23 protein-coding genes and 6 pseudogenes are annotated in these 23,502 nt (G+C 69.3%); 15 read left to right on the top strand and 14 right to left on the bottom strand.

Translation table 11 applies throughout. The features are described 5' to 3' along the window. Positions 1-45: 45 nt before the first annotated feature. Together ACFWUY_RS34105 and ACFWUY_RS34100 are read right to left on the bottom strand one after the other, a co-directional pair. The gene (locus tag ACFWUY_RS34105; protein WP_384118989.1) at positions 46-609 is read right to left on the bottom strand and encodes a hypothetical protein; all 564 of its coding nucleotides are present in this window, start codon (positions 607-609) and stop codon (positions 46-48) included. Between the two features lie 64 nt (positions 610-673). Next, positions 674-847 carry a hypothetical protein gene (locus ACFWUY_RS34100; RefSeq protein ID WP_384118987.1) on the bottom strand — a complete coding sequence of 58 codons (174 nt, stop codon included), beginning with the start codon at positions 845-847 and terminating at the stop codon, positions 674-676. On the opposite strand from ACFWUY_RS34100, the gene ACFWUY_RS34095 reads away from it, so the two are divergent. Continuing rightward, a complete protein-coding gene (locus ACFWUY_RS34095; RefSeq protein ID WP_384118985.1) occupies positions 839-1,213 on the top strand; it encodes a hypothetical protein in 375 nt (124 codons plus the stop codon). The genes ACFWUY_RS34100 and ACFWUY_RS34095 overlap by 9 nt on opposite strands. A 34-nt stretch (positions 1,214-1,247) precedes the next feature. On the opposite strand, the pseudogene istB reads toward ACFWUY_RS34095, so the two are convergent. From istB to ACFWUY_RS34070, 5 genes and pseudogenes are all read right to left on the bottom strand, one after another. Then, positions 1,248-2,018: pseudogene (gene istB / locus ACFWUY_RS34090) on the bottom strand (IS21-like element helper ATPase IstB). Continuing rightward, positions 2,015-3,433, bottom strand: a pseudogene (gene istA, locus ACFWUY_RS34085) (IS21 family transposase). The pseudogenes istB and istA (ACFWUY_RS34085) overlap by 4 nt, the downstream one beginning before the upstream one ends. Positions 3,434-3,492: 59 nt before the next feature. Next, a complete protein-coding gene (gene istA, locus ACFWUY_RS34080) occupies positions 3,493-4,608 on the bottom strand; it encodes an IS21 family transposase (RefSeq protein ID WP_384119025.1) in 1,116 nt (371 codons plus the stop codon). 355 nt (positions 4,609-4,963) lie between these two features. Next, positions 4,964-5,384: pseudogene (locus tag ACFWUY_RS34075) on the bottom strand (transposase); the annotation flags it as partial. Between the two features lie 68 nt (positions 5,385-5,452). Then, complete coding sequence (locus ACFWUY_RS34070; RefSeq protein ID WP_384118982.1) at positions 5,453-7,543, bottom strand: hypothetical protein; 2,091 nt, start codon at positions 7,541-7,543, stop codon at positions 5,453-5,455. Between the two features lie 261 nt (positions 7,544-7,804). On the opposite strand from ACFWUY_RS34070, the gene ACFWUY_RS34065 reads away from it, so the two are divergent. The 4 genes from ACFWUY_RS34065 (at position 7,805) to ACFWUY_RS34050 (ending at position 9,337) form a co-directional block, all read left to right on the top strand. Continuing rightward, the gene (locus tag ACFWUY_RS34065; protein WP_384118980.1) at positions 7,805-7,957 is read left to right on the top strand and encodes a hypothetical protein; all 153 of its coding nucleotides are present in this window, start codon (positions 7,805-7,807) and stop codon (positions 7,955-7,957) included. A 133-nt stretch (positions 7,958-8,090) separates the two neighbouring features. Next, positions 8,091-8,369: a hypothetical protein gene (locus tag ACFWUY_RS34060; RefSeq protein WP_384118978.1), complete on the top strand. Its 279-nt coding sequence runs from the start codon at positions 8,091-8,093 to the stop codon at positions 8,367-8,369. Continuing rightward, a complete protein-coding gene (locus tag ACFWUY_RS34055) occupies positions 8,326-8,871 on the top strand; it encodes a DUF6879 family protein (protein WP_384118976.1) in 546 nt (181 codons plus the stop codon). The genes ACFWUY_RS34060 and ACFWUY_RS34055 overlap by 44 nt, the downstream gene beginning before the upstream one ends. Before the next feature lie 70 nt (positions 8,872-8,941). Then, on the top strand, positions 8,942-9,337 hold the full coding sequence (locus ACFWUY_RS34050; RefSeq protein ID WP_384118974.1) for a hypothetical protein: 396 nt from the start codon (positions 8,942-8,944) through the stop codon (positions 9,335-9,337). Between the two features lie 10 nt (positions 9,338-9,347). Here the strand turns inward: ACFWUY_RS34050 and ACFWUY_RS34045 are convergent. Further along, positions 9,348-9,458, bottom strand: a pseudogene (locus tag ACFWUY_RS34045) (IS5/IS1182 family transposase); the annotation flags it as partial. A 53-nt stretch (positions 9,459-9,511) separates the two neighbouring features. Next, positions 9,512-10,534: a hypothetical protein gene (locus tag ACFWUY_RS34040; protein ID WP_384118972.1), complete on the bottom strand. Its 1,023-nt coding sequence runs from the start codon at positions 10,532-10,534 to the stop codon at positions 9,512-9,514. Between the two features lie 219 nt (positions 10,535-10,753). Here ACFWUY_RS34040 and ACFWUY_RS34035 point away from each other — a divergent pair, with 219 nt between their 5' ends. Then, the gene (locus ACFWUY_RS34035; protein WP_384118970.1) at positions 10,754-11,131 is read left to right on the top strand and encodes a DUF1330 domain-containing protein; all 378 of its coding nucleotides are present in this window, start codon (positions 10,754-10,756) and stop codon (positions 11,129-11,131) included. Between the two features lie 337 nt (positions 11,132-11,468). Beyond that, positions 11,469-11,990 (top strand): DUF4396 domain-containing protein, encoded by a 522-nt coding sequence (locus ACFWUY_RS34030; protein ID WP_384118968.1) that lies wholly within the window; start codon positions 11,469-11,471, stop codon positions 11,988-11,990. A 94-nt stretch (positions 11,991-12,084) separates the two neighbouring features. Here ACFWUY_RS34030 and ACFWUY_RS34025 read toward each other — a convergent pair whose 3' ends face one another. Both ACFWUY_RS34025 and ACFWUY_RS34020 read right to left on the bottom strand, forming a co-directional pair. Further along, complete coding sequence (locus ACFWUY_RS34025) at positions 12,085-12,612, bottom strand: hypothetical protein (RefSeq protein WP_384118966.1); 528 nt, start codon at positions 12,610-12,612, stop codon at positions 12,085-12,087. Further along, entirely contained in the window at positions 12,609-12,752 is a 144-nt protein-coding gene (locus ACFWUY_RS34020) for a hypothetical protein (RefSeq protein WP_384118964.1), read from the bottom strand. Before ACFWUY_RS34020 ends, ACFWUY_RS34025 begins: the two co-directional genes overlap by 4 nt. 84 nt (positions 12,753-12,836) lie before the next feature. On the opposite strand from ACFWUY_RS34020, the gene ACFWUY_RS34015 reads away from it, so the two are divergent. Next, positions 12,837-13,406: a TetR/AcrR family transcriptional regulator gene (locus ACFWUY_RS34015; protein ID WP_384118962.1), complete on the top strand. Its 570-nt coding sequence runs from the start codon at positions 12,837-12,839 to the stop codon at positions 13,404-13,406. A gap of 90 nt (positions 13,407-13,496) precedes the next feature. Here ACFWUY_RS34015 and ACFWUY_RS34010 read toward each other — a convergent pair whose 3' ends face one another. Then, complete coding sequence (locus tag ACFWUY_RS34010) at positions 13,497-13,796, bottom strand: transposase (protein ID WP_384118959.1); 300 nt, start codon at positions 13,794-13,796, stop codon at positions 13,497-13,499. Positions 13,797-14,177: 381 nt separating this feature from the next. Here ACFWUY_RS34010 and ACFWUY_RS34005 point away from each other — a divergent pair. The 5 genes and pseudogenes from ACFWUY_RS34005 to ACFWUY_RS33985 all read left to right on the top strand — a co-directional run. Beyond that, a pseudogene (locus ACFWUY_RS34005) lies at positions 14,178-14,318 on the top strand (IS5/IS1182 family transposase); the annotation flags it as partial. Between the two features lie 213 nt (positions 14,319-14,531). Continuing rightward, complete coding sequence (locus tag ACFWUY_RS34000) at positions 14,532-15,431, top strand: hypothetical protein (RefSeq protein ID WP_384118957.1); 900 nt, start codon at positions 14,532-14,534, stop codon at positions 15,429-15,431. A gap of 469 nt (positions 15,432-15,900) precedes the next feature. Continuing rightward, positions 15,901-16,194, top strand: coding sequence for a hypothetical protein (locus ACFWUY_RS33995; RefSeq protein WP_384118955.1), 294 nt, complete (start codon positions 15,901-15,903; stop codon positions 16,192-16,194). A gap of 550 nt (positions 16,195-16,744) precedes the next feature. Beyond that, positions 16,745-17,431: a hypothetical protein gene (locus ACFWUY_RS33990; RefSeq protein WP_384118954.1), complete on the top strand. Its 687-nt coding sequence runs from the start codon at positions 16,745-16,747 to the stop codon at positions 17,429-17,431. Positions 17,432-17,879: 448 nt separating this feature from the next. Beyond that, complete coding sequence (locus tag ACFWUY_RS33985; RefSeq protein ID WP_384118953.1) at positions 17,880-18,590, top strand: tectonin domain-containing protein; 711 nt, start codon at positions 17,880-17,882, stop codon at positions 18,588-18,590. 161 nt (positions 18,591-18,751) lie between these two features. On the opposite strand, the gene ACFWUY_RS33980 is transcribed toward ACFWUY_RS33985, so the two are convergent. Beyond that, positions 18,752-19,447: a chitin binding peritrophin-A domain-containing protein gene (locus tag ACFWUY_RS33980; protein ID WP_384118950.1), complete on the bottom strand. Its 696-nt coding sequence runs from the start codon at positions 19,445-19,447 to the stop codon at positions 18,752-18,754. 536 nt (positions 19,448-19,983) lie between these two features. Next, positions 19,984-20,262: a GlsB/YeaQ/YmgE family stress response membrane protein gene (locus tag ACFWUY_RS33975; RefSeq protein WP_384119022.1), complete on the bottom strand. Its 279-nt coding sequence runs from the start codon at positions 20,260-20,262 to the stop codon at positions 19,984-19,986. A 383-nt stretch (positions 20,263-20,645) separates the two neighbouring features. Between ACFWUY_RS33975 and ACFWUY_RS33970 the strand changes: the two are divergent. Continuing rightward, positions 20,646-21,281: pseudogene (locus ACFWUY_RS33970) on the top strand (IS5 family transposase). Positions 21,282-21,607: 326 nt separating this feature from the next. Then, positions 21,608-23,113 carry a hypothetical protein gene (locus ACFWUY_RS33965; protein ID WP_384118948.1) on the top strand — a complete coding sequence of 502 codons (1,506 nt, stop codon included), beginning with the start codon at positions 21,608-21,610 and terminating at the stop codon, positions 23,111-23,113. The last annotated feature ends 389 nt before the right edge of the window (positions 23,114-23,502 follow it).

The raw sequence follows: 23,502 nt of genomic DNA, 5'->3' as shown, positions 1-23,502 counted from the left end.
GCGTTGTTGGTGGCAGGAGCCAGGTTGGGCTTGCGGTCAGGCGTACTACCAGTGGTGCCAGACTTCTGCGGGGGCAATGTCCCAAGAGGTGCCCGCGATCTCTCCCGGATTGCAGAAGAGTGCCCAGGTCACCACAGTGTCGCCGGCACGCTGTGCGCCCAACTCAATCTCGAAGCCGTCGACGACCAGCTCGCCGCCTCCGGTCGACCGGAGCCCCACGTCGTGCCGGTCCGCATAGGACTCCATGTCCTCCAGAAGCTCCGACGGAACCCGGCCGATCAGACGGATCCCCTCGTGAGTGACCTGTGGACCGAGCCGTCCATCCACCAGCACGCACGTCAGTCCAGCGCCTTCGACGAAGTAGCACTTCACTGCTGGCCGACTCCAGGCCGGCTGCGGCTTGAAGAACTCGACTCGCCATTCCGTGCGGCCTGTCAGGTGCCAGCTCCCCATGTTGTGCTGCTTCGCAGTGAAGCCCTGCCCTGCCATGGCGGCTATGGCGTCCTCCTGACTCATTCCAAAGGCCAATGGCCCAATGGTCTGGAATGGGGCATACCGCCACTGGTCCCTCTCGGAGTCTTCGAGGACCGCCCAATAATCAGTGTTCACGCCCCAATGATCATCCATGTGGTTCTACTCGGCTCAACCGACCACGAGACTCGAAGGAGACTCCCTAGTCCGCGGTGGGGAAGAGGGATTCCTGGGTGGTCTGGTAGCGGTAGGACTCGGTGCCGGTCTGGATCAGCGTGCAGCGGAAGGTGATCCGGTCGGCGATGGCCGCGCAGAGGCGGCAGGGATCTCGGTTGAGATCGATGTCCTGACCAGGGACACTCGCGCGATGAGCCACAGCACATCGTCTGAACCGATCGAGCGAGGGTGGGACGAGCCCTGGTATCGGGTCCGTATGGAGGGTTTCGAGGCGTCGTTCCTGCCCAGCGACGGCGAGGACTTGGACGAGGTCTGCAACGTCGATGTCTTCGTGACTCTGGAGGATGGGTCTCGTTGGACCGCGACCGTGTTCACCGTCGCGGAAGTCGAGCGCCTGATGAAACTCTGGGCAGGGACCGACGAGGCCCTCGGGGGCCGGTACTTTTGGGTCTCGGACGGCCTGATCGTCAGGGATCCGGGCATCGACAGCATGACCGACGTGATCGCCGGACTGATCGAGAATGGCGAGTTCTCCGAGATCTTTCAGCCGGTGATCGACAAATGATCAAGTGTTCGGCCGCCGGAAGCGACGTGGGTTGTCAGGCCACGTCGTTCTCTCGCTCGATCGCCTTGAGGCGGTTCTTGAGCCGGTAGCTGGGGCCGTTGATGGAGATCACTTCGCAGTGGTGGAGGAGCCGGTCGAGGATGGCGGTGGCGAGGACCTCGTCGCCGAAGACCTGGCCCTATTTGCTGAAGGTCTTGTTCGAGGTCAGGATGATCGAGCCTTTCTCGTAGCGCTTGGAGATGACCTGGAAGACCAGGTTCGCCTCGGCTCGTTCGAGGGGCTGGTAGCCGACCTCGTCGACCACGAGGACGCTGGGCCGCAGGTAGGTGCCGAGCTTGTTCGTCAGACGGCCGGCGGCTTCGGCGGTTTTGAGGTTGCGGACCATGTCGTCGAGGCTGGTGAAGTAGATCGAGTAGCCGGCCCGGCAGGCCGCGACCGCGAGAGCGACGGCGATGTGCGTCTTGCCGACCCCGGGCGGCCCGAGCAGGGCGGCGTTCGCCTTGCCGTCGACGAACGAGAGGGTGGCCAGGTCCTTGACCTTGAGCGGGTCGAGGTCGGGCTGGAAGGAGAAGTCGTACTCGTCGAGTGTCTTGTGGTGTGGCAGCCGGGAGAGCCGCAGGCCCTGGCGGAAGCGGCGGTCGTCGCGGACGGCGGGTTCCTCGGAGAGGACCAAGTCGAGGAAGTCGAGGTAGCCCATCTTCCCCTCGTCGGCCCGCCGGGTGTACTCGTTGATCGTTTCGGCCAGGTGGGGCAGGCCGAGCTTGCCGGCCGTGTTGCGGATGCGGGTGGAGACCAGCTCGCTCAAGACGTTTCCCTCGTGCTCGGACGGGTGGTGAAGGGACGGGTGCCGGTCAGCTCGTCATAGACCGACAGCGGACGGCGGCCGACCTCGACGCGGGTGGCCGCGGCCCGGTTCAGCAGAGCCTGCAACGGCCCTGCCTCCTCGCCCAGTGGACGTTCATGGCGAGGTCGTGGCAGGACCTCGCCGGTGGTGGTGCGGCGTCCCTTGCCGGTGGGCAGACCGTCCCAGTGGGCCTCTCCGACGACGCGGACCCCGCGGCCGATCGCCTGCGGATGGGTGGCCAGCAGCGTCTCGCCGCTGCTGCCCGCGATGGTGGAGTGCAGCATGACCTGCGAATTCGTGGCCCTGATTTCCACCAGCTGACGCGGTCGGACCCTGCGGGCGGGCACCGAGTAGAGGTTGCCGCCGAAGGCGACCAGGCAGTCCTTGCCGACCGGCCGCAGGTGCCGCTCGGCCACCAGATACGGAGCCTCCGGCAGCGGTTTGAGGGCCATGTGGTCACGGGCCGCCCGCTCTCCGATGATCTGCTGGTGAGTCCTGTGGGCCTGAGCCCGTCGCTGGGGCACCCATGCGGCGAAGGCGGCGTCCATCTCCTCGACGGAGGAGAAGGACCGGCCGGACAGGACGTGGTCACGGACGATGAGGACCTGCCGTTCGACGCGTCCCTTGCCTGTGGGCCGGTAGGCGGCCAGGACGTCGATGTCGAAGTCGTAGTGGCCGGCGAACCCGACCGCTTCCGGGTGCAGCGGGACCGCCTCGCCCGGAGCGACGTGGCGGCGGACGACGGTCTTCGTGCGGTCGTAGACGATCGTCATCGGGACGCCGCCGAAGTGGGCGAAGGCCCGGCGGTGGCAGTCGAAGAACGTCTGGAGGTCCTGGCTGGTGGTGAAGCAGCAGAACGGGTCGCGCGAGTACGACAGCGTCATGTGGAAGGAGTAGACCTTCCCGATGCCCATGTGGGCGAGGATCTTGCCCTCGTCGCCCTAGTCGACCTGGGCCTGGGCGCCGGGGATGACCTCGAACCGGCGGTGCATGCCGGCGAGTTCCTTCAGCGTGATGCCGAGTTCCTCGGCGATCCGAGGCCGGGCTTCCTGAACGTAGAGCTTGACCCTCTGGTAGTTGCCGGTGAAACCGTACTCCGCGGTCAGCCGCCCGTGGATCACGGCGGCCTTCATCAGGATCTCCGCCCGGAGCATCGAATCGACCAGCGGCGCGAACTCGTCGATCACCCTCGCCTTCGACCGCCCGTTCGGCGACCGGCGCGGCGGGGTCGCCGGACCTGGTGCCGACAGATACTTGCGGACCGTCTTCCGGTCCAGCCCGGTCTCCCGGGCCACCTCCGAGAGGCTGATCGCCCCGGGCTCCAACAGACTCCGGAAGCGCCGCAGTTCCCACCATCGATGCGGATCCAGGACCATCGTCGACCGCCTTCCGCCGCCTCTCACCGACCAAGCAGCAGAGTGCCGAGCAGCAGGTCTCAACGCATCAACAACTGTCCCTTTTCATCCGTACGCGGGTGGGGACGTTCACGTGTACGCCGACACCTGGTCAGCCTTGGGTGGCGGGCGACGACCTTGCGCCCTTCGAACACCCACAACTCGTTCGCCCGCAGCTTGACGCGCACCTTCGTGCCGATGAATTTCGCCGGCACCGAGTAGTAGCACTGCCTCACCGTGATCCGGGAGTTCCGCGCGACCGTCGGCGTCAGGTCGATCCCGCAATCGTAGTCGTCCGCCGGCAGCGGCCGCAGCCGCTCGCGCTCGGCCTCGAAGTCGAACCCGATCGAGGTGGGCCGGCCATGGATGTGCCGGGCGTCCTCCGCGACGTCGATCGCGGCCAGCCGCTCGTTCAGCTCCGCCAAAGAGTCCACCTCAGGCGGCGGGACCAAGTGCTTGCGGCGGAACCGGCCGCCCTCGTGCTTCACCCCGCCCTTCTCATGGGCGCCGTCTTCGCCAGGCGCGCAGTAGAACGCCGAGAACTGATACCAGGACTTGAACGACGCCCACCTGGCCGACTCCAGCCGGGAACGTCCGAACAGCACTTGCTTGACCGCGGGCTTGAGGTTGTCGTAGCGGATGTGGACCGACGGCACCCCGCCCAGCACCGTGAACGCCTCCACGTGTCCTTCCAGGAACGCCTCCTGGGACGCGGTCGCGTAGACCCGGTGCACCGCCTTGCCCGAGTAGGACAGCCGCAGCGTGAACAGCACGCACTTGCGTCGCTGCCCGGCCAGGTCCAGCCAGAAGTCCGCGAAGTCGACCTCCGCCTCCTCGCCCGGCCTCTTTGCCTGCGGCACCATCCCGTCCAGGTGCCGGCGTCCCTCCAGAGCTTCCGCCCGGATCTGCGGCCGCCGCTTGGATACGTACTCCCAGACCGTGGTCTGGCGGGCCAGCTCGAAATCGTGCTCCGCCGCCAGACGCTCCATGATCCGCGGAATCGTGCGCTTCTGCTTCGCTGGCGCGTCCAGGTTCTCACGCAGCATCGCGTCGATGAAGCTCTTCACCGGCTCCAGTACGCTCGGCCGTGGCGGCGGGGACTTCCGTTTCGGCGGCACTGGCGACTCCAACGCCTTCCGCACCGTGTTCCGCGACACCTTGAACCGTACGGCGAGCTCCCGCCCCGACAGTTCCTGCTCGCGATGAGCTTGGCGGATCCTCTCGAACAGCCACTCACGTGACCTGTGCACCAGCGGTCTCCCTGACCTGGACCGTGATCAACAGGCACAGCGTGACGGCCAACCAGCGCAACCCACTGCGATTACTCCGAAAGCGGCATGTTCCACACCATCACACCAACTGGCTCCAGAACTCACCGAAGTCGTGGCTCTACTTCACCCCGATAAAAACACCCGCAGAGACCTCTGGCCTCCATGGCCTCACCCGCACCACCGTCCAGAGCCTCAAGAATCAACTCATACACGGATACTGCAGAAGAAAACGACCTCTGGGGACCCTGGTGGCCTTCACGACCTCGCGCACGGCCTCGAAGATGCGGTTCGGACGGGCGGAACGGGCCGGCTGACGGCGGAGGTAGGCCAGCAGCGACGGGTCGAAGGCCATGTCATGAAGGCCCAGCCCGCATGCGGCCTTCCATCGCAGATCGCACCGCAGTTCCTGCACCGTCTCGAAGTCCGACAGTCCGACAGTCCGACAGTCCGTGCAGGGCCTGCAAGGTGATCGCGGCGGCCAGGATCTGCGGCGGCATGCTCGGCCGTCCGTTCGCCGACGGATACACGTCCGCGAACATCACCGCCGGAAACAACTCGCCACGATGCTCGGCCAGGAACGCGAACACACTTCCTGCCGGGATCAGACCCCGGCAGGTCTCCCACACATCCGGCCCGATCGTCTCGCCGACCCACTCACCCATCGCCACATGACGAGTCTGGCCCTGCCGCTGACGCGGCAGGGCCAGAACCCAAGATCTTCATGAGTCTTCTAGGGCTTCGGGGTGTCCTGCTGGGCGAGCCAGGCCACGGCCTTCGCGCGGTCCGCCTCCGTCGGTGCGGGGCTCACCTGGTCCGGGTAGCGGATGAGGTAGTGCTCGCGGGCGACGCTCAGGCCGACGGCACGGGCCTCAGGGGAGAGGCCGGGGTGCTCGGCGACCTCCTGGGCGCGCCGCCACCAGCACACGCTTCTCGGGTCGACGGCGTAGTGCCACAGCGGCTGTTCGGGGTCCGCCACGCCGATCAGCACCCTGCGCAGCACGTACTCGCGGATGTCCGGGTTGCCGATCAGCCGGTCGGCGACGAGCAGCGGGTGCTCCCCGTCGAGGCGGGCCCGGACCAGCACCCAGGTCATCAGCTGGCCCACGTCGTGGGCGGGCGAGGTGACGAAGTCCCACAGTTCGGCGGCCTTGGCCTCGTCGGGGGCGCCGAGGTGGGTGAGGAGCCGCAGTTCGTCCTTCCACAGCGGCCGGGCCGCGTTCCACCAGGAGACCAGTTTCCCCGCGGCCGGGTGGTCCAGGTCGAGGGCGAGACAGGTCAGGGTGACGAGCGGGTGGCGCCATTCGGTGTACGTGGTCCGGTACTTCTTGGTGAGGTCCTTCAGCCGGCGCGGCAGCAGGGCCTCGACGTCGGACGCGGTGGCCAGACCGTGGGCGACGAGGAGTTCGAGGCAGAACCCGAGCCCCTGCAGGCCGGTCGTCGGGTCGGCCACCCGGTCCCGCAGCCAGCGCACGTCGACGTCGGTGAGCGTCCGGTACCGGTGCCACACGTCGGCGAGCTTGGTCTCGGAGCCGGTGAGTTCGGGGCCGGTACCGGACAGGAGTCCGCTCCGGGCGGCCTCGTAACGGTCCACGGCGGCCAGTACGTCGGCGGTGCCGACCCCGTCGAGGTCGGTCTGGTCGGGCCGGAGCGCCTCCTCCCGGATGTGCTCCACCTGTTCGCGGGCCGCGTCCGCGGCGAGGACGCGCAGCACCCGCGGCAGTCTGTCGTCGGTGGCGAAGCGGACCGCCGCGAGCCCGGCGTACGACCGGCCGGCGTGGTAGCCCGCCCCCGTCTCCCGGCGCCAGTCGGCGGTGACGGCCTCGATCAGCGCGCCGTACAGCCCGTGCAGCGAGGTCTCCGGCACGTCATGCGCGGCCAGTTCCGCCGCGAGGGCCGCCGCGGCCCGTACCGCGTCGGGCTCGCTGAGCGACCGGTGCAGCGCGAGCCAGGCGTGCACCGGGGCACGATGGCCCGCGAGCGCGGCCTCCCGCACGACGGCCAGGCCCCGCTCCGACGGCATGCGGGACACGACGGCGGCCACCCGGGGGTCGCCGACGCCGAGGGCGTCGACCGTCCCCCACGCCTCCGCGTGGCCGTGGCGCAGCAGCGCGTGGAGCAGCTCCGTCCAGGCGCCCCACGCCGTGAGCCGCCCTGCGTACTCCGCACGCCAGGCGCGCAGCAGCCGCTCCGTCTCGTCGGGCGTGAGCCCGTCCCTGCGCTCCAGCGAGACCGCGAACCGGGTCGCGGCGGCGAGGTCCTGGGGGTCGTCCAGCCGTTCGTGGAGCCAGGCGGCCTCGACCGGGGACAAGGGCCGGTACCGGAGCGGGGAAACGCTGCGGTCCACCGGCTCGTCGAGCGCGTCGAGGAACTGCCGTACGCCGTCAGGGTCAGCGGGATCGGGCAGTCCCGCCTCGTCCCGGTCGGTGATCCGGTCCAGCCGGAAGGCGCCCTGAGGACCGCCGTCCACGACCCGGAAACCGGCCGGCCCCTCACCGAGCCCGGCGGCGACGGTGGCGTGGTCGCCGCCCCAGTGCAGCAGCAGTTCGCCCTTCAGTGCGCTGGAACGGCCGAAGGCCCGCCCGTGGGACTGCCAGTGCCAGTACGCGAAGGAGACGGGGCCGGTGAGCCCGCGCTCCGCGTGGACCTCGGCGGCGTCCTCGTGGCCGTCGGACTGCGTGTAGCGGCCCCGGTTCGGCGGCGGGAGCACGAGGAACCCGTCGCCGCCGAGCCCCTGCCACCAGGCCGTGATCAGGGCGAGGTCCGAGGGCCGTCCGCGCGCCGCGCGGCGGCGGGCGGCGGGGGCGCCGGCGGTGTCGTTCACGTGCTGCTCCCTGGGTTCTCCGGGGTCTTCTCCGGGATCCGTCGAGGACGGCTCTCCCGCCTCGGGAACCACCGTGCCACAGGGGTCTGACACGCCCTCTCCGCCGGGAAGAGGCATTGTTCGCTTTCCATCGGGGCAGAGTGGTGACCTTGCCGCGTGTTGATCGTTCCACTGTGGGTGGCTGGTGCATGGGTCCGGCCACGGACTCGCTCACGCGCGCGTCATCCGCGGTGGAGTGGAGGCAGGGTCGGACTGCGCCCCTTGGGCTGGTCGCTCGCGGGGCGCCCGTCCCTCCCGCACAAGCAGCTGCCCGAGCCCGACCAGATGAAGGACCCCAGCTTCGTCCAGCAGTTCCAGCCCATCGCCGCGCGCCTGCGTACAGCACTGGCCACACGTCCCGCCGACAGGTACTGACCTGGGAGGCTGGCCCGCACCGCGTCCCCCGTGGGCCAGCCCTCCAGCTTCGCGGTCCTCTCGACCGGCTCTCTGTGCTGCGGGACGGTCGGTGCGCGCAACTATGCGCAACCACGTCGCAGGGGGGAGTGCCATGACGTTACGGTTCGTCGGGATCGACCCGAACACCGGAGGCGAGGGATCGCCCACGGTGTGGGTGGAAGAGGAGAGCGCGGACCTGGTCTTCCAGGGCGAGGAAGCCGAGGAGCTCCTGAAGGCCGTGGTCGGCTCCACCGAGTGGGTAGCCGGCCACAGGGCCGGGATTCCCCCGCACGAGCGGGTGATCCGGATTCCGGCTCGCATGGTGTCGATTCTGAGGGAGGCGTGCGATGCCGCTGAACGCGCAAGCGCTGAACACCGCGACGTTCGCTGAGCTGCTCGCCGATACCCCTCACACGGCGGTCCACCTGGAGATGCGCGACGTCTACGCGGTGGGCGACGAAGCCGACGACTTCGAGTCCTTCCTGCGGACCGGCGTCCCGAACCTCGACCCGGCCCGCTCGTGCTGGCCCCAGTGGATGCCGCTCGTCAAGGGCGCGGTCGCCCGTGGCGTGGTGATGCGCCGCGCGCGGATCGTGTCCGAGCCGGTCACCGACCACATCCGCTACGAGCACGCCATCACCCCGCTCAACCTACAGGCCGGAGAGGACGTGCGCTGGCTGCCCCGCCGCCAGGCGAGCGACATCCCGCTGCCCGGCAACGACTTCTGGCTCCTGGACGGGCGCATCGTGCAGTTCCACCACTTCACCGGCACCGGCGACTGGGCACCGGACGGCAAGGAGCGCACCACCGACCCGGCCGCGGCCGCGCTGTGCACAGCCGCGTTCGAGGCGGTGTGGGAGCGCGGCATCCCGCACGAGAAGTACACCGTCTAGGGCCTGTCCGATGGGTCGTGTGAGCTGGTCAGGGCGGTGGCCTAGTGTTTCGCTGCACGAAGGGGGGCGCATGTCACGCGACACAGCCGAAGCAGAGGCGGGGATGAAGGGAATCACGTTTCCTGCCTGGCACGGAAAGCACTACGTGACCCTGGCTGAGCTGCTGGTCCGCCTCGGCAGCTTCGGCCTGGACCTGACGTGGCGCGTCGAGTTCGACGAGGTCGTCGATCCTCGCTGTGTCGAGATGGAGAGAAGGTCCGCCGACGCAGGCATGGACACGTTGGCACTTCTGTCGTTGACGACCCCCTTTCTTCAGTTGATCGACGCCGAAGCACGTGGGTTCGCCGAGGACAAGCTGGTGGTCGTCCTGACCGAATTCGACAGCTCCTTGTGGGACGTCAGGGCTGTCGACGAGCGCGTACTCAGCGAACTTCGCCACCACTACCCGGGCGCCAAGGACCTCTGAACGGGGCGTTTCATGCCGGGCGGAGCCAGAGGCGGATCGCGGCCACGGTGACCGTCCCGTGGAAGACGTAGGCCCTCTTGTCGTAGCGCGTGGCGATGGCTCGGAAGTCCTTGAGCCGGTTGACGGTCAGGTAGGGGCACCCCCGACAGGGTGCCGCCCGCTCTGGATGATGGACTACGGGGCGGTCAGCCGCGCGAAGAGCCCGCTGATCGTCTCCTGGTCGGCCAGGATCGGAAGCGTGTCGAAGTACAACTCCCACGCACCGTCGGGCCCGAAGCGCTCCACGATCCCAAACGGAACGGCGACGCCCTTCTCCCCGGCGGAGGCCGACTGCTTCCTGGTGACCGTGCCGTACCACTCAACGTAGGTGGTGGTCCTGCCGAACCCAACCTGACCGGCCTTGAGTTCGAGATCGGCCCTATCGAAGAGGCGTCGGAGGTAGTCCCGCTTGCCAGCCTGCGTCGCCAGGGGCTCGGCCAGCCCCGGCCCGGCCAGCCGCGCGCCGCTCATCCGGCGCAGCAGTGCATCGGTGTTCCCCGTGTTCCAGGCGGCCAGGCGGTCCGGCAGCGCGGCCGTCGTCATGCTCGCGCGGCCCAGGCCGGGGGCGGGAGGCCTGCCGCTGTCCGCGATGCCGTCGAACAGGCCCCTGGGAGCGTCGGGCAGCGTGTCGCGTACCAGCACGTGACGGTCGTAGTAGCGACGGGCCTGGATGGTCTTGCCGTCGTCGCCCAGGACATTGCGTGCGATCTGCGGGTAGGCGACCTTGTGGCCCTTGACGGTGGCCGTGTTCCACTGGCCGAACATCACCACGCCGCCGTCGGCTACGACGTCGGTGCCGGTGTAGTGCAGGTCGGGGACCATGTTTAGGGAGCCGCCGATGGCGGCGCCGATAACGCGGTGATCGCTCTTGGGAGGGCCGCCCGCTTCCCAGAGGGTTGCGGCCGGGTCGAAGATGTCGAGGTAGGCCGCGACCCGGGGATGCTGCAGCGCCTTGTCCCCGGGCAGCGGCGGTTCGCCGGTCGGCATCGCGCCGAAGGCGAGTTGCCGCTGCAGGAAGGCGCAGACGTTGGGCGTGATACGTCCTTCGAGCCGCTCGATGCCGGCCCGCGCCTCCGGGCAGTCCGTCCCCGAGGCCTCCGCCGCCGCTGCGCCGGGCCAGGCCGTGGCCGAGACGGCCACCGCCACTCCGGCAGCCACCCACGAGATCCCCCACGCCCTGCGCCTGTGCGTGAACATCCACCCACCCCGCTCCGTCTTCTTCACGACGACCCCGTGCCGCCCTGATGCCCCCACCCTGACCGGACCCCCGACCGAGATCGATTACCTCGGGGGTAATGGCCACCGGATGCGCCCGGTGGCTACGGTCACCGCGTCGTCCCGCACGGGGACACGGACCGACCGGCAGAGGAACCCGATATGCCCGCTTACGGCTTCGCGCATCTGCGCGAGCGGCGCCACCACCCCGACATCCTGGAGTACCTGGAACGCATCCAGGCCACCCTTGACCCGTTCTGCGGCCGCTTCATCGTCCACGGTCCGCCCGCCGAGGTGGTGGAAGGGACCTGGCCCGGCAGCATGGTCCTGATCGAGTTCCCCGACCTGGCCGTCGCACGCGCCTGGTACCGGTCACCCGCATACCAGGAGATCCAGCACCTGCGGGCCGACCACATCGACGGGGACCTGCTGCTGATCGAAGGCGTCGGACCGGCATATGACCCGCGCCGAAGGGCGGCGGCCCTTCGGGCAGGAGAAGCACCGTCCACCGACGACACCGATCTCGACCTGGCCCAATAGGCGGGCCGGGAAGTCGTCAGCTCCCAGAACCGCGTAGAAGCGGAATCCGCACCGGCACCGTCCTGGCGAAGCTGGGCGAGACATGCCACTTCGCTCGTCGTGGAGCTGGGAGGTCAGGGAAGTGGATTCCCCTGGACATCGTGACCCCCGGGGCCTTCGTTTTGCCTTCTGGCACCAGACGCCGATGCACCAGGTGGTGCAACGGCGGTAAGTGCCGCACACCTCTCCGCTTTCCACGGCGCTCACGACCCCTCGCGGAATACCCCAGGGGGGTATACGGTTGCGGTGTGAGTCCGCGGGAGCGGGGTCACACTGGACGGGATTGGGGATGACGGTCATGGATCACAGCGCACACCACACCGACATCGCACCGGACCACACGGCGCACCAGGCGCACGCGGGTCACTCCGGGCATCAGATGGGCCCGGTGACCTGGGGGGCGGCCGCGAAGGCGACGCTGCACTGCCTGACCGGATGTGCGGTCGGCGAGATCCTCGGCATGGTCATCGGCACTGCCCTGATGTGGGGCAACGTCCAGACGATGGTCCTGGCCATCACCCTGGCGTTCGTCTTCGGCTACTCCTTCACCCTGTTCGCGGTCCGCCGGGCCGGCCTGGACTGGAAGAGCGCGATCAAGGTGGCGCTGGCCGCGGACACCGTCTCGATCGCGGTGATGGAGCTTGTCGACAACGGCATCATCGCCCTGACGCCCGGGGCGATGGACGCGCACCTGTCGGACGCGCTGTTCTGGACGGCGCTGCTGGGCGGCTTCGCCGTGGCCTTCGTGATCACGACACCGGTCAACAAGTGGATGATCGGCCGAGGCAAGGGCCACGCCGTCGTCCACGCCTACCACTGACCCCAGCCCCACGGTACGAGCGCGCCCGGCCGCACCGTGAAGGTGCGGCCGGGCTCGCTCGCTTGGAGAGGCTGACCGAGACGCTGAACACGGTTCAGCGCGGTTGGGGCATCTGCTCGCGCTGGCGGCGGCGTCCGTAGCGGGTCACCCCGCGCGGCTTGAACACCGACAGGGCGGTCGCCGTCAGGAGCACCAGCAGGGCGGCGGCCGCGTCCGCGATCAGCTGGAGTCGCATGCCCTGAAGCTCGCCGCCCGCGAGGGCAGCCCGGGCGGCCGCATCCGCGAGGTGGCCGACCGGTTGCATGTGGACCAGCAGCAGAAGCGTCGCGACCACGGTGATCAGCAGCTTCGCGATCACCCAGTAGTGCCGCAGCAGCCCCCACACCGTTCCCAGCGACTGCACCAGGCCGGTCAGCAGGCAGGCAACGCTGAATGGGACGATCACGTACCAGCCCACCACGTCCATGGCCAGATAGGCGCCCCGCACCGTCTGGGATGAGCTGCTGGTCAGGCCAGCGACGGCGAGGGCGAGGAAGGCGGTGACCGCGCCCAGCCAGCCGACCGAGGAGGTGACGTGCAGCGTGAGCGTCAGCTTGCGGAGCCGCGGCGGGAACGGGCTCACGGCGCGTGCCCCGCCATGCCGCCGCCGGCCAGGTGCACGATCACGAACACCACGACCAGAACGACAGCGACCGCCGCGGAGACCTTCACCCAGCGCGGCGCCCCCTCGCCGTCGTCGTGATGGTCCGGTGAGCCTGCCATGACACCTTCCCCCCATTTTTTCGAGACACTGTGTCTCTACCAGAAACCGAGTGTATGCCCTGTGGACGTCCGTATCCTGGGTGGGTGCCGAAGCTGTGGAACGAGACGATCGACGCGCACCGCGCCGCCGTGCGCGAGGCGATCCTGGACACCACCGCGAAGCTGGTGGCCCAGGGCGGTCTGCGGTCGGTGACCATGTCCCAGATCGCCGAGCAGACCGGGATCGGGCGGGCCACGCTCTACAAGTACTTCTCCGACGTCGAAGCGGTCCTGCTGGCCTGGCATGAGCGCCAGGTCGGCTCCCACCTCCAGCAGCTCGCGGGCCTCCGCGACCAGACCGGCAGCGCCGTGGAGCGCCTGAGGGCGATGCTGGAGGCGTTCGCGGGCATCGCCGGGCAGCGGCACGGCGGCGAACTCGCCGCGCTCCTGCACCAAGGCGAACACGTCACCCACGCCGAGCGGCACCTGACCGGCATGCTCCAGCACCTCCTCGCCGAAGCGGCCGACGCTGGTGACCTGCGCTCGGACGTCCCGCCGGCCGAACTCGCGCAGTACTGCCTCCACGCCCTGACCGCAGCGGCCGCCCTTACTTCCCAGACCGCGGTGGCCCGTCTGGTCGCCGTCACCCTCGACGGCCTGCGCCCGACTCACTGAACCGGACAGTGTCGGCGGCCTGCCGCCGCGGGCCTGGAGTTCCCGGCGTGGTGATGCGCCTGCACCCTGTGCGGCGTTTTACTGAGGTTTTCAGGGTGGGGTCGGTGGCGCGAGGGGCAGGCTGGTGGCGGTGAGGCAGCCGTCGATCAGGTGGGGTCGGAGCTGGATCTTGCGTAACTCTCTGCGGAGCTTGCGGTCGAGGTCCTCGGGAGTTTCGAAGGCGGTGTTGGCCATCGCCCTGCGGACGAGTGACCAGACGGCCTCGACGGGATTGAGGTCGGGTGCATACGGCGGGAGCCGGATGGTGGTGAGCCAGTCGTGCTCGGCCTCGTACCGCTTCAGCCCTGCGGCCAGATGAGTATTGAGATTGAGCCTTTTCCAACCTGGCATCCGCACTGTCGTTGATCGGCTACCCGAGTCCAGCACGGGCTCCTGGCCAGGTCTTCACCAGGTGACCGGCGCCTCCGGGGAGCTGCCGCGGGGTCCTCCGACTGGCAGGTGCTTCAGGTTGGAAAAGGCTCAATTAGAGGTTCTGGATCTCTGATGGGCCCGGGGCGGCCTTCACCACCACGGTCCAGTCCGGCTCAGGCGAGCACGGACCGGCCCCGACAGCCCGGTCCGCTCCCCGGTCACCGCCCGGAGCCATCCTGCTGCGCGGCCTGGCCCGGGACACCGCGTGCGCTCGCCCAAGACGTGCCCGGACATGCCGAAGGGCCCTGCTGGGAGGCGAGGCCGCTTCGGGGGGAGCTGGCTCAGTGCATCTCCGTGACGGTCGACCGCCGCGGAACCGCCGTCATGCCTACCGGTGGCAACCGCCACGACGTCACCCAACTCCGGCTGTGGCTGGACGCCGTGTGGCCGATCCGGGGCCTGCGGGAACACCCCGCCACAGTCCGGGAAAATCCTGCTCGGTGGCGGAATCACGTCCGTCTGATCGGATGATCTTTTCGCTTCTTGCGGCAGGCTGCCAGGAGGGCGCTGGCCCCCGGGGGCCCCTTCCAGCGGGGATGCCGCCAGCGATTTTCACTCCGAGCCGCAGGAGCGCCGCCACAACGACATCAGGCCACGCTAAGTGATGTCAAAATCGCTGAAAGTTACCCATGCGGGTTCGTCGAGAGAGGTCTCATGCGCATTTCGAAGAGGGCCCGGGTCGCTGCGGCCGCCCTGGGGGTGGTAGCCGGGACGCTGATGGCTTCGGCCGGCCCGGGGACGCCGGTCTCGCAAGCAGCGACACCCGCGGACGGTGCCACCACTGCGGCGTCGCGCATCTACGGCGTCGAGATCGTCAAGCAGGGCGGCGGGGTCAACGATCTGCAGACCCAGAGTGTCCGCTGCCCGCAGCGCAAGGTCCCGATCGGCGGAGGCGCCGAAGCCAGCTTCGGTCACACCCCCTGGGGCCACGACATCCAGCTCGTCAGCAGCGCCCCGCTGATCGAGGGCGGCCAGCCCGTCGGCTGGAGGGCGTCCGCTTACAAGACTGTCCCTCCCGGCATGACCCTGACCACCTACGCTGTCTGCGCCTACCCGCCCAACGGCTACCAGGTCATTCAGAGCGCCACCATGCCAGCCCCCAACGACAAGCGGACCACATTGTCGTGTCCGGCCGGGAAGGTAGCCCTGGGCGGAGGCGGCGAGGTCAACGATACCGACGCCTGGCTGAGCAAGTCGCATCCCACCCCGGTCAGCGGCACCGCCCAGCCCACCCAGTGGGCACTCGGCACCGCCGGATGGGAGACGGCCACCGCCGTGGTCCACGCGGTTTGCACCGACCCCGTCTACGCCCTGACCGTCACCCACTACAACACCACCTCCGAAAGTCCCTACGGTGGCCTGCTCAAGTGCCCCGCCGGGACCGTCGTCGCCGGTGGCGGTGCGTCGGCCAACGGGCCTGCGGCCAGCCTCATCTCCAGCCGCCCCGCCAAGGCGGCCGAGACCGGCTCGCGCGACGGCTGGTGGGCCCAGGGCAGCGACAACCTGCAGAGCTCCAACATCGACCTCTACGTCATGTGCACCGAGCCCGTCTAGGTACCGCTCTTCGCTGAACGCAGACGGTCGCTCGCCTGAGCCTTTGCGCAGGCGGGCGGCCACTTGATCGGCAGGGGGGACGACTTCGCTGACGCCAGCGGGTGGCGGCCCTGCCCCCCGGGCCGAGGGCGTGCGGCAGGTGCGGCTCCAGTTGCGCTTGGATGTTGTGCTCACGCCCCCCAGCCGTCCAGCATGGCAAAGGAGCGGCTGTCCGGATCTCGGGGACGGTTCGGCGAGACTGAGACCTCCCGCCAAGCCTCACGTGGCTGATCCCGCTGACGACCCCTTCCCAAGGGTCTCGTTCGGTTGGACTCGGGATGGCTACAGGGGGGTGGGCAGGTCGGGGGGCGGTGTCAGCGGAACTGGAAGTGGGCGAGGTCGCGGGGAAGGCGTGGCGCAGGCTCGGGCGCGATGAGTGGCAGACGCTGAGTGAGGCGTTGGACAACTGAACGGCGACCGGCTGTACGCGGTGCAGTGGCAGCGGTACCGGCGCCGGAAGGCGGAGCGGGAGGCGCGGCGGCCGGTGTGCAAGCGGAGCGGGAGGAAGTTCACCGACCGGCGCTGGGAGGAGACCACCGCGCACAGGACTGCCTGTACGGCCGGGGACCTGTCGGTGTGCGGCGCCTGCCACGCCGACGACGTCGCCTGCAAGGAAGCCGGCGCCGAGGCCGCCCGCGTCCAGGCCGCCGCACCGCCGGAGCCGGAGCACGACCACGGCCGGGAGCCGGGCAAGCTCCGCGGTCTGTTCCGCCGCCGCGGCTGACCCCACACGGCGACGCCGCCCCTCCCGCCGGACACGGGGAGAGGCGGCGTCGACGAGCAGCGGCCCGGATCAGGCCAAGGCGGCCTGCTTCGCCAGCGCGGCGAGCGGGGAGCGCCGGCCCTTCTCCACCGTGCGCAGCTGCTCCCGGTCGACCCTCGGGCGTTCGTCGGGCATCGCGTCGACGGGGCGGTGGTGTAGCAGCGCAGGCGCCTCTGTCTTGCGGGGCCGAGCCCCGAGGCACGGGTCGGTCCGCGCTGGTTGGATCTTGCCCGATTGGGAGCGAGGTGAGGGTGAGGAGGTTGTGACGGACCGATCTTGTCCGTCGTCCCGGAGGAGTGCTGTGGTGCGCAAAGGCATACCGACCACTGCCCAGAAGGATCTTTCCTCCGGTCGCAGGCCGGCCGGTGGTGTGGCCGATGTGGTGTGGGAGTGGTCGAAGACCGGCACCGGCACGCGGCGCGCAATCGGCTGCTCAGGCGCCTGTCGGGGTCAGCATGGATGCGGCGTACCGGTTCGGGTTGGTCGCGAGCGGGCGCACTACGCGTACGGGGTGCGTCGGGCCACCGAGCTCGCCGCCCGCTTGGGACATCAGGGCGTCACTGTGGTCGAGTTCGGGGTGGCCGGCGGCAACGGGCTCCTGGCCCTGGCCGAGCACGCCCGCTACTACAGCACGGCCACCGGTGTTGCGGTGCGGGTGGTCGGTTTCGACAGCGGCCTGGGCATGCCCCCGGCCAAGGACCCGCGCGATCTGCCCTACCTGTTCGGTGCCGGCTTCTACACCATGGACGAAGACCGCCTCAGAGCCCGTCTGGGCGCGGCGGAGCTGGTGGTCGGCGACCTCACCGAAACCCTGCCCCACTACCTCCACTCCCGCGCGGACCTGCTGCGTGAGCACCCGGTCGGCTTCGTCAGCCTCGACCTGGACTACTACTCTTCGACCGTGACCGCCCTCGACCTGTTCCGGGGACCGGAGCACGAGCGTCTGCTGCCGCGGGTCACCTGCTACCTCGACGACCTGCCGGGCACCATCGAGCAGATCGGCGAGGCCGCCGCGATCGCGGACTTCAACGCGGCTTATCCGGACCGGCCGACCGGCCGGGTCTTGGGCCTGCGGGCGTTCACGCCACTCGACCTGCCGTGGGCAGATCAGATCTACGTCCACCACCGCCTGGACCACCCCGACTACCCCTCTCTTGAGGTCGGCGCCACCGGCGACCAGCTCCCCCTGGAGGAGTGACGGGTCTGCGCGCATACGGCCAGGCCGCCACGTCCGGCAGATTCCGCATCGGCCGGGTGCGGCACGTCGACAGAGGCAGCAACGAGATCGCAATGGGGCAGTGCGCTCTCCAGGCCAGACAAACGTGCTCTGTACGCCAACGCGCTCGCAGCGGGCGACGGCGACGGAGGTTCCGCCTGCCGATGGCTTCCCGGCCGTCCGCTTACAGGCCGCTGCTTCTTCCGAGGACGCACAGGCCGGTGTGCGTGTCGATCCTCCCTGGGTGGGACACCGCTTCCGGCCGAGATTTGCATGGCCGAGCTGATCTCTCCGTTGCCATGCAAGGCAGTCAGGTACGCAAACACTGATTTATGACTTGTTCGCTATCAGAACAAGTATTCACCTGCTTTATCCACTCATCTCATTGGCGAGGATGGTGACACTGCTGGTTCGAGGAAGGGCTTTTGGCGTGGCGGATTGGGTGAAGGTCGCGGGCGGGCTGAGTGCGATCTCGGCGGGGTCCAGGACCACGGTGTGGGGTGTGAACGCGGCGAGCGCGATTTACCGCTACACCAACTACGACGGCAGCCCGTGGATCAACATCCCGGGAGGGCTGAGTGACATCGGTGCCGCCGCCGACGGCACGGTGTGGGGTGTCAACAGCGGCAACCAGATCTACCGGTACACCGGGGACCAGGGCTCGACGAACTGGGTGGGCATCAACGGGAGCCTGGTCCGCATCGACGCGGGCTCGCGGACGAACGTGTGGGGCGTGGACTCCGCCGGGGGCGTCTACCGGTACACCAACCACGACGCCAACCCCTGGATCAAGATCCCGGGAGGGCTGAGTGACATCGGGGCGGCGGCGGACGGCACGGTGTGGGGTGTCAACAGCAACAACCGGGTCTACCGGTACACCGGCGACCAGGACCCCTCGGACCCGTGGGCGGACGTCCCCGGCAGCCTGAAGCGGATCGCGGTGGGCTCCCGGACCAACGTGTGGGGCGTCGACCCCGCCGGCGGCATCTACCGGTACACCAACAACGACGCCAGCGGCACCAACCCGTGGATCAAGATCTCCGGCACCGCCTCCGACATCGCCGCCGGCGCCGACGGCACCGTGTGGCACGTCAACGCCGGCGGTGAGATCTTCCGCTACACCGGCGACCAGCCCAGCTGACCCCTGCCCGAACATCAGTGGGCCCCGGATCAGGGGAGGTCCGGGGCCCCATCGGTAGGAGACGAGCGCGAACACGCCCGTGCCGCGACGATGCGGCAGAACATCGGTCGGCGCACGGAACCTGCCCGCGGCAACTGTTCAGGGTCCTGCCGGTGCCGGGGTCATCGCGGGGCCTGCTCGGTGACGCAGCCGGCTTCGTAGGACCACAGGCACGCGTCGGAGGCGGCGTCGTAGTGGAGGCGGCCGGTGGGGCAGTTGTCGGGGTTGGGGTGGAAGTCGGCGCAGTTGCGTTCGTAGGCGTACTGCCCGGCGACGCAGCCCATGAACTTGGTGCAGTCGTAGGGGTGGATGTAGTTGCCGTCGGGCTTGCCGGTGCAGTCGTAGTCCTCGACCAGGCGGGATCCTGCGCGCTGCTCGCCGGCGATGGCGGGGGTTCGGCCGGCGAAGGTGACGCCCGCTGCCACGATCAGGCCCGCGCCGAGCTGGAGCAACCGCTTGCGGTCCACTCCCGCACCGGCGGGCGCACTCTGCTGGGGCTGGGGGTTCAGGCGCAGCCGCCCCAGCGCGCGCAGGACGCGGCTGGTGGAGCGCGGGCCGAGTCGGCGTACCAGCGGCCAGGCCATCGCCAGGCCGGTCCACGCACCTACGGACTCCTCCCCAGCACGGAGCAGGGTGGGGGCCCACGGAGCGGTGGCGCCCTGGCTCTGCTCGCGCCACTGCCGCACCTGGGGGTGGGTCAGCGGGAGGATTTCCAGCTTGCCCCCGCACGCCTCGCTGACCGCTTTCGACATCGTCGTGCACTTCCCGCACGAAGCGTCGAAGGCCAGTACCCAGCGCGCCGTCTGACCATCCCTCATGAAACCTCCCCAAGACCCACCCTCGAACACGGAGGGTTATGGATAATGGACAGGACGTAGCAGGGGTGGGTGGGAAAGCGGGAAAGGGAGTGACGAGCGATCCCTGGAACGCGTGGGCCCACGGTGCCGCTGCACCCACGTCGCCGGTCACCGCCCCGGTCGGCAGCATCCCGTTCCCCCCGACCGGCCTGACCGTGGGCGGAGGCGGCATCCGGACTGCGTACCTGGAGCTGTCACAGAAACAGGCAGAGCTTGAATTGATCGCCCCGGCGAGCCTGGTGGAGCTGGCTCGCCAGCTCGTCGTGGTGGTGGAGAACTTCATGGACCTTGCAGACGACCGCGCGCCGGCAGAACGAGTTCGCCGAAGATCGGCTCATATCGGGGCGGGTGGGGTCGGTAGGCAAGGGAGGGGGCTCGCGCGCGAGCCCGGACGTTTCGCCGGAGTGAACGGGCGGGCTTACATGCCGGCGGCTCCCGTCCCGTTGAAACAGGAGAGGAGCCGTCGGGGGCTGTGGGCGGCTGTTGCCTTCGGTGGGTTACGCGTGGCGGTGCGAGTGTCGGTTGCCGGTGACCAGGCGGTAGAGGGCGAGGAGGATGACGGAACCGACGATCGCGGCGATCCAGGTGGAAATCTCGAAGAAGCCGTCGACGGAGTCGACGCCGAAGATGACCTTGCCGAGCCAGCCGCCGAGCAGGCCGCCGGCGATGCCGATGAGCATCGTGATGATGATGCCGCCGGGGTCCTTGCCCGGCATCAGAGCCTTGGCGATGGCGCCGGCGATCAGACCGATGAGGATCCACGCGATGATGCCCATGATGCCTCTCCACTTCGTCACATAAAGACCGTGTCAGTCCAACGTCTGCGCCGATATCGTCCAGGCAAACGTCCCCTGCCGACACCGGAGACCTGCCTGTCCACGCTCCGAGAGCCATCCTGGGACGTCGCGAAGTCGGACAGCGCCCGCTACGACCTGCGGGGATCCCCCCGGGGAGCGGGAGGGCCACGCCTGCTGTCCGTTCTTCAGGCGGGCTGGAGCGAAGTGGATCACGGCCGGTTACCGGCCTGCCGTTACCTGGTGGGAGAGGTGTCGGCCAGATGTGATGACTGTGCTTGGGCGTGAAGGGTCACTAGGCCGCCTCCTTCGGATCATCTGATCGTTGGTTGATGTGTGTCGTTGACTGACACCAGCGGGCGAGGATCGAGCCGCTGCTGCCGGACCGGACACCGAAGGGGGGGCGGCCGGTGGCGTCATCACCGGCAGGTGATCGACGCGATCGCGTTCAAGTACCGCACCGGCACCCCGTGGATAAACCTTCCGGAGCACTTCGGTTCCTGAAAGGGCTCCCACAACCGGCTGCGGAAACGGGCCGCCGACGGCACGTGGGAGAAGGTCTTCACCGCGCTGCTCGCCCAGGCCGACGCCGAGGGAGACCTCGACCGGGTCGTCGCGGTCGGCTCCACCGTCGTCCGGGCTCACCAGCACGCCGTCGGCGCCCGTCAAAAGGGGCCCCGGCCGGCGAGCCGGACGTCCCTGCTCTCGGCCGGTCCCGCGGCGGACTGACCGCGAAGGTCCACCTCGCCGCAGACAGCCGCTGTCCGCCGCTCGCCTTCGTGCTCACGCCCGGCCAGGTCGCCAGCCGCAAACGGCGCAGCCGACTCGGCGGCCGTCCGCCGGCCTTCGGCCGCGAGGCATACAAGCAGCGCAACACCGTCGAACGGCGCATCGACATGCTCAAGCAGTGGCGCGGTCCGGCCACCCGATACGACAAGACCGCCACCCTCTACCCGGCCGGACTCCACATCGCCGCCATCTTCACCTGGTCCGCGAGATGACCTGAAGGAAACGTCCTGGGTCCTGTCTCTTCGGTCGGCGTCGGGTCCGGATGAGGATGCCCACGAAGTGGATGCGGCCTGGTGGGCGATAACGATTTCGGCTACTCCTGCCAGGTCATCCGCGTGGTCCAGCACGTCTCGGGCCTCGAGAACCCGGCCCACCCGTCCCCGGTGGTCTGACCTGGGTCTCGCTGTGCCGCACACCGCCCACGCAACCGCCCCGCCCTCGCTCCAGGGGCGGGGCAGTTTCCGCCACCCCGCGTCGACCCCCTACCTTGAACTCCGTTGGAAGTGGCAAGTGGCAGCAAAGGAAGGTGAGTTGGGATATGGCGGCAGATCCGGCGGATGCGGTGTCCGTCAGCGGGGTCGGGTTCGGGGACTACTACCGGGCGCATGCGGGGCCGCTCGTCGCCCTGTCGCTGCTGCGGGGCGCGGACCTGGTGGAGGCGGCGCGACTCGCCCAGGACTCGATGACAGTGGCCCGGCGGTGGATGGACCTGCTGGTCGCGAACGCGGTCGGGGCCGCGAAGGACACCAGGACCCCCGTGGTCACCGCGCAGGCGCTGCGGTCCTGGACGTGCCGGATGACCGTCGGTGGAGGTGTCGGAGCGCTCCGCCCAGCGCGCGGGACGGTGCCCGTCCTCCTGGGGAAGGGCAGCGCCGATGCCCTGGTGCAGGCCCGGACGGTGGTGGCGCTCGCCCCGCTGAGGGAGTTGAACGAGCGCCAACTCAACGTCATTGCGTTTCGGTTGGCCGGCTGTGCGCCGGGAGCGATCGGGTACGAGCTGGGCCTGCCGATGCCGAAGGTGCACCGCACCCTGCGCCACGTCGGCAAGCTGCTCGAAGCGGAGACGGGGGTACGGCAGGCCAGGGGTGCCGAGGCGCCGGGGGAGGCCGAGGGGACCGCGGAGGCAGACGTCAGGTTCGCGGAGCTGCTGGGCGAGCTGGCAGCCGCGCTGGATCCCGTACTCGACCTGCGGGCCGGACTGGACGAGGTGAGCGGCTCCATTGGCGCAGACGGAACCACCGCTCGCCGCGCCCCCGTACCGCCGCTGTGGAACCTCGGCCCTTCGCTCCCCGTGCCGCCCTTCGGCGCACCAGTGCTGCACTCGTTCGCCGAGCCCGCGCCATCCGGGGTACGGGCGTACGCGGCCGGCCTCGCCCGGCGCGACGCGCGGGGCCGCGAGGCTGCGCTCGGCGGGTTTCCCGCGGTCGAGCTGGCGGCCGTACGGCTCGGAGCGGTGCTCGCCCTTCAGGTGGAGCGATTCCGGCGGGAGGCCGAGAGGTCCGGGAGACGGGCCACCAGGGACGAGTTCCGGAGGGAGGACGCCCAGGCGTTCGCGGTCGCACTGGCACAGGACGCCGCGCTCGCCGCGCCGATGTTCGACGCGGTGAAGGACCTCGACGCGGTGAAGGACCTCGACGTCCCGCGCCGCGTCGGCTTCCTGGCGGCGGGCCTCGCCCATGACGACCCCTGGACGAACGAGGTCTCCTACGACGGGATCGAAGCGTCCCTCGCCCTGGTCCAGTTCCGGCGCGCGGCGGTGCGGGCGGCGCTGCGCGCGTCGCACCGGCCCGGCGCGGACACCTCCCCCCAGTCCGGCGGCTCGCTCGCCGAGGCCCTCACGCAGTCCCTGAGCGAAACCCACCGGATGATCCTCCAGCTCGACGAACTGAACAGCGACCTCTCGCGTGCCGAGTCGACCCTGCCGGACGGCTACTACGTCGACATGACCCGGGACTTCGACCTCCACCAAAGTTTCCACGCGGACCTGGCCTTCGGCATCGACGCCGTCCAGGAGGCCCTGTCACGGCCCTGGCTTGATCTCTGACCCGTAGGAGGTTTCGGTGCCGGGTCGCATACTGGTTCGATGAGCTCGGTCTCCGCGCACCACCGGTTCGGGGCCCTCGCAGCACGAAGGACGACTTCCTCACGTCGGTTCTCGTGTGCTGTCCTGGCTGCGAGAAGGTCGCGCACGTCGGTACGGCGCCAGATCCGTCCGGGACGCACGATCAAAGCCTCTTCGCATCAAGGCGTCTCGTTTGTCGGAGCTGCGGGATGACGAAGGAACGGAGCCGTGGCGGTGTGGCCTCGCACCGGGACCGGCACGCGCCGGCCACAGCCCCGTACTTCGATGTCCGTCTCCGGCTGCGGACCGAGACCCGGCACGGGTGGGTAGGGGCCTACGACCTGGAACAGCTGGACCTGATCAAACGATGC

The sequence above is a fragment of the Streptomyces sp. NPDC058664 genome, assembly GCF_042716635.1.
Classification (GTDB): domain Bacteria; phylum Actinomycetota; class Actinomycetes; order Streptomycetales; family Streptomycetaceae; genus Streptomyces.
Note: the sequence above shows the minus strand (reverse complement) of the source record. Positions and strands in the feature narration are given on the sequence as shown.

Excerpts from the sequence above, each read along its gene's own strand:
- ACFWUY_RS34030 (WP_384118968.1), top strand. The coding sequence starts at position 11,469 with ATGGATCACAGCGCACACCACACCGACATCGCACCGGACCACACGGCG.
- ACFWUY_RS34020 (WP_384118964.1), bottom strand. The coding sequence starts at position 12,752 with ATGGCAGGCTCACCGGACCATCACGACGACGGCGAGGGGGCGCCGCGC.
- ACFWUY_RS34095 (WP_384118985.1), top strand. The coding sequence starts at position 839 with ATGAGCCACAGCACATCGTCTGAACCGATCGAGCGAGGGTGGGACGAG.
- ACFWUY_RS34060 (WP_384118978.1), top strand. The coding sequence starts at position 8,091 with ATGACGTTACGGTTCGTCGGGATCGACCCGAACACCGGAGGCGAGGGA.
- ACFWUY_RS34055 (WP_384118976.1), top strand. The coding sequence starts at position 8,326 with ATGCCGCTGAACGCGCAAGCGCTGAACACCGCGACGTTCGCTGAGCTG.
- ACFWUY_RS34050 (WP_384118974.1), top strand. The coding sequence starts at position 8,942 with ATGTCACGCGACACAGCCGAAGCAGAGGCGGGGATGAAGGGAATCACG.
- ACFWUY_RS33975 (WP_384119022.1), bottom strand. The coding sequence starts at position 20,262 with ATGGGCATCATCGCGTGGATCCTCATCGGTCTGATCGCCGGCGCCATC.
- ACFWUY_RS34035 (WP_384118970.1), top strand. The coding sequence starts at position 10,754 with ATGCCCGCTTACGGCTTCGCGCATCTGCGCGAGCGGCGCCACCACCCC.
- ACFWUY_RS33965 (WP_384118948.1), top strand. The coding sequence starts at position 21,608 with ATGGCGGCAGATCCGGCGGATGCGGTGTCCGTCAGCGGGGTCGGGTTC.
- ACFWUY_RS34000 (WP_384118957.1), top strand. The coding sequence starts at position 14,532 with ATGCGCATTTCGAAGAGGGCCCGGGTCGCTGCGGCCGCCCTGGGGGTG.
- ACFWUY_RS34010 (WP_384118959.1), bottom strand. The coding sequence starts at position 13,796 with ATGCCAGGTTGGAAAAGGCTCAATCTCAATACTCATCTGGCCGCAGGG.
- ACFWUY_RS33980 (WP_384118950.1), bottom strand. The coding sequence starts at position 19,447 with ATGAGGGATGGTCAGACGGCGCGCTGGGTACTGGCCTTCGACGCTTCG.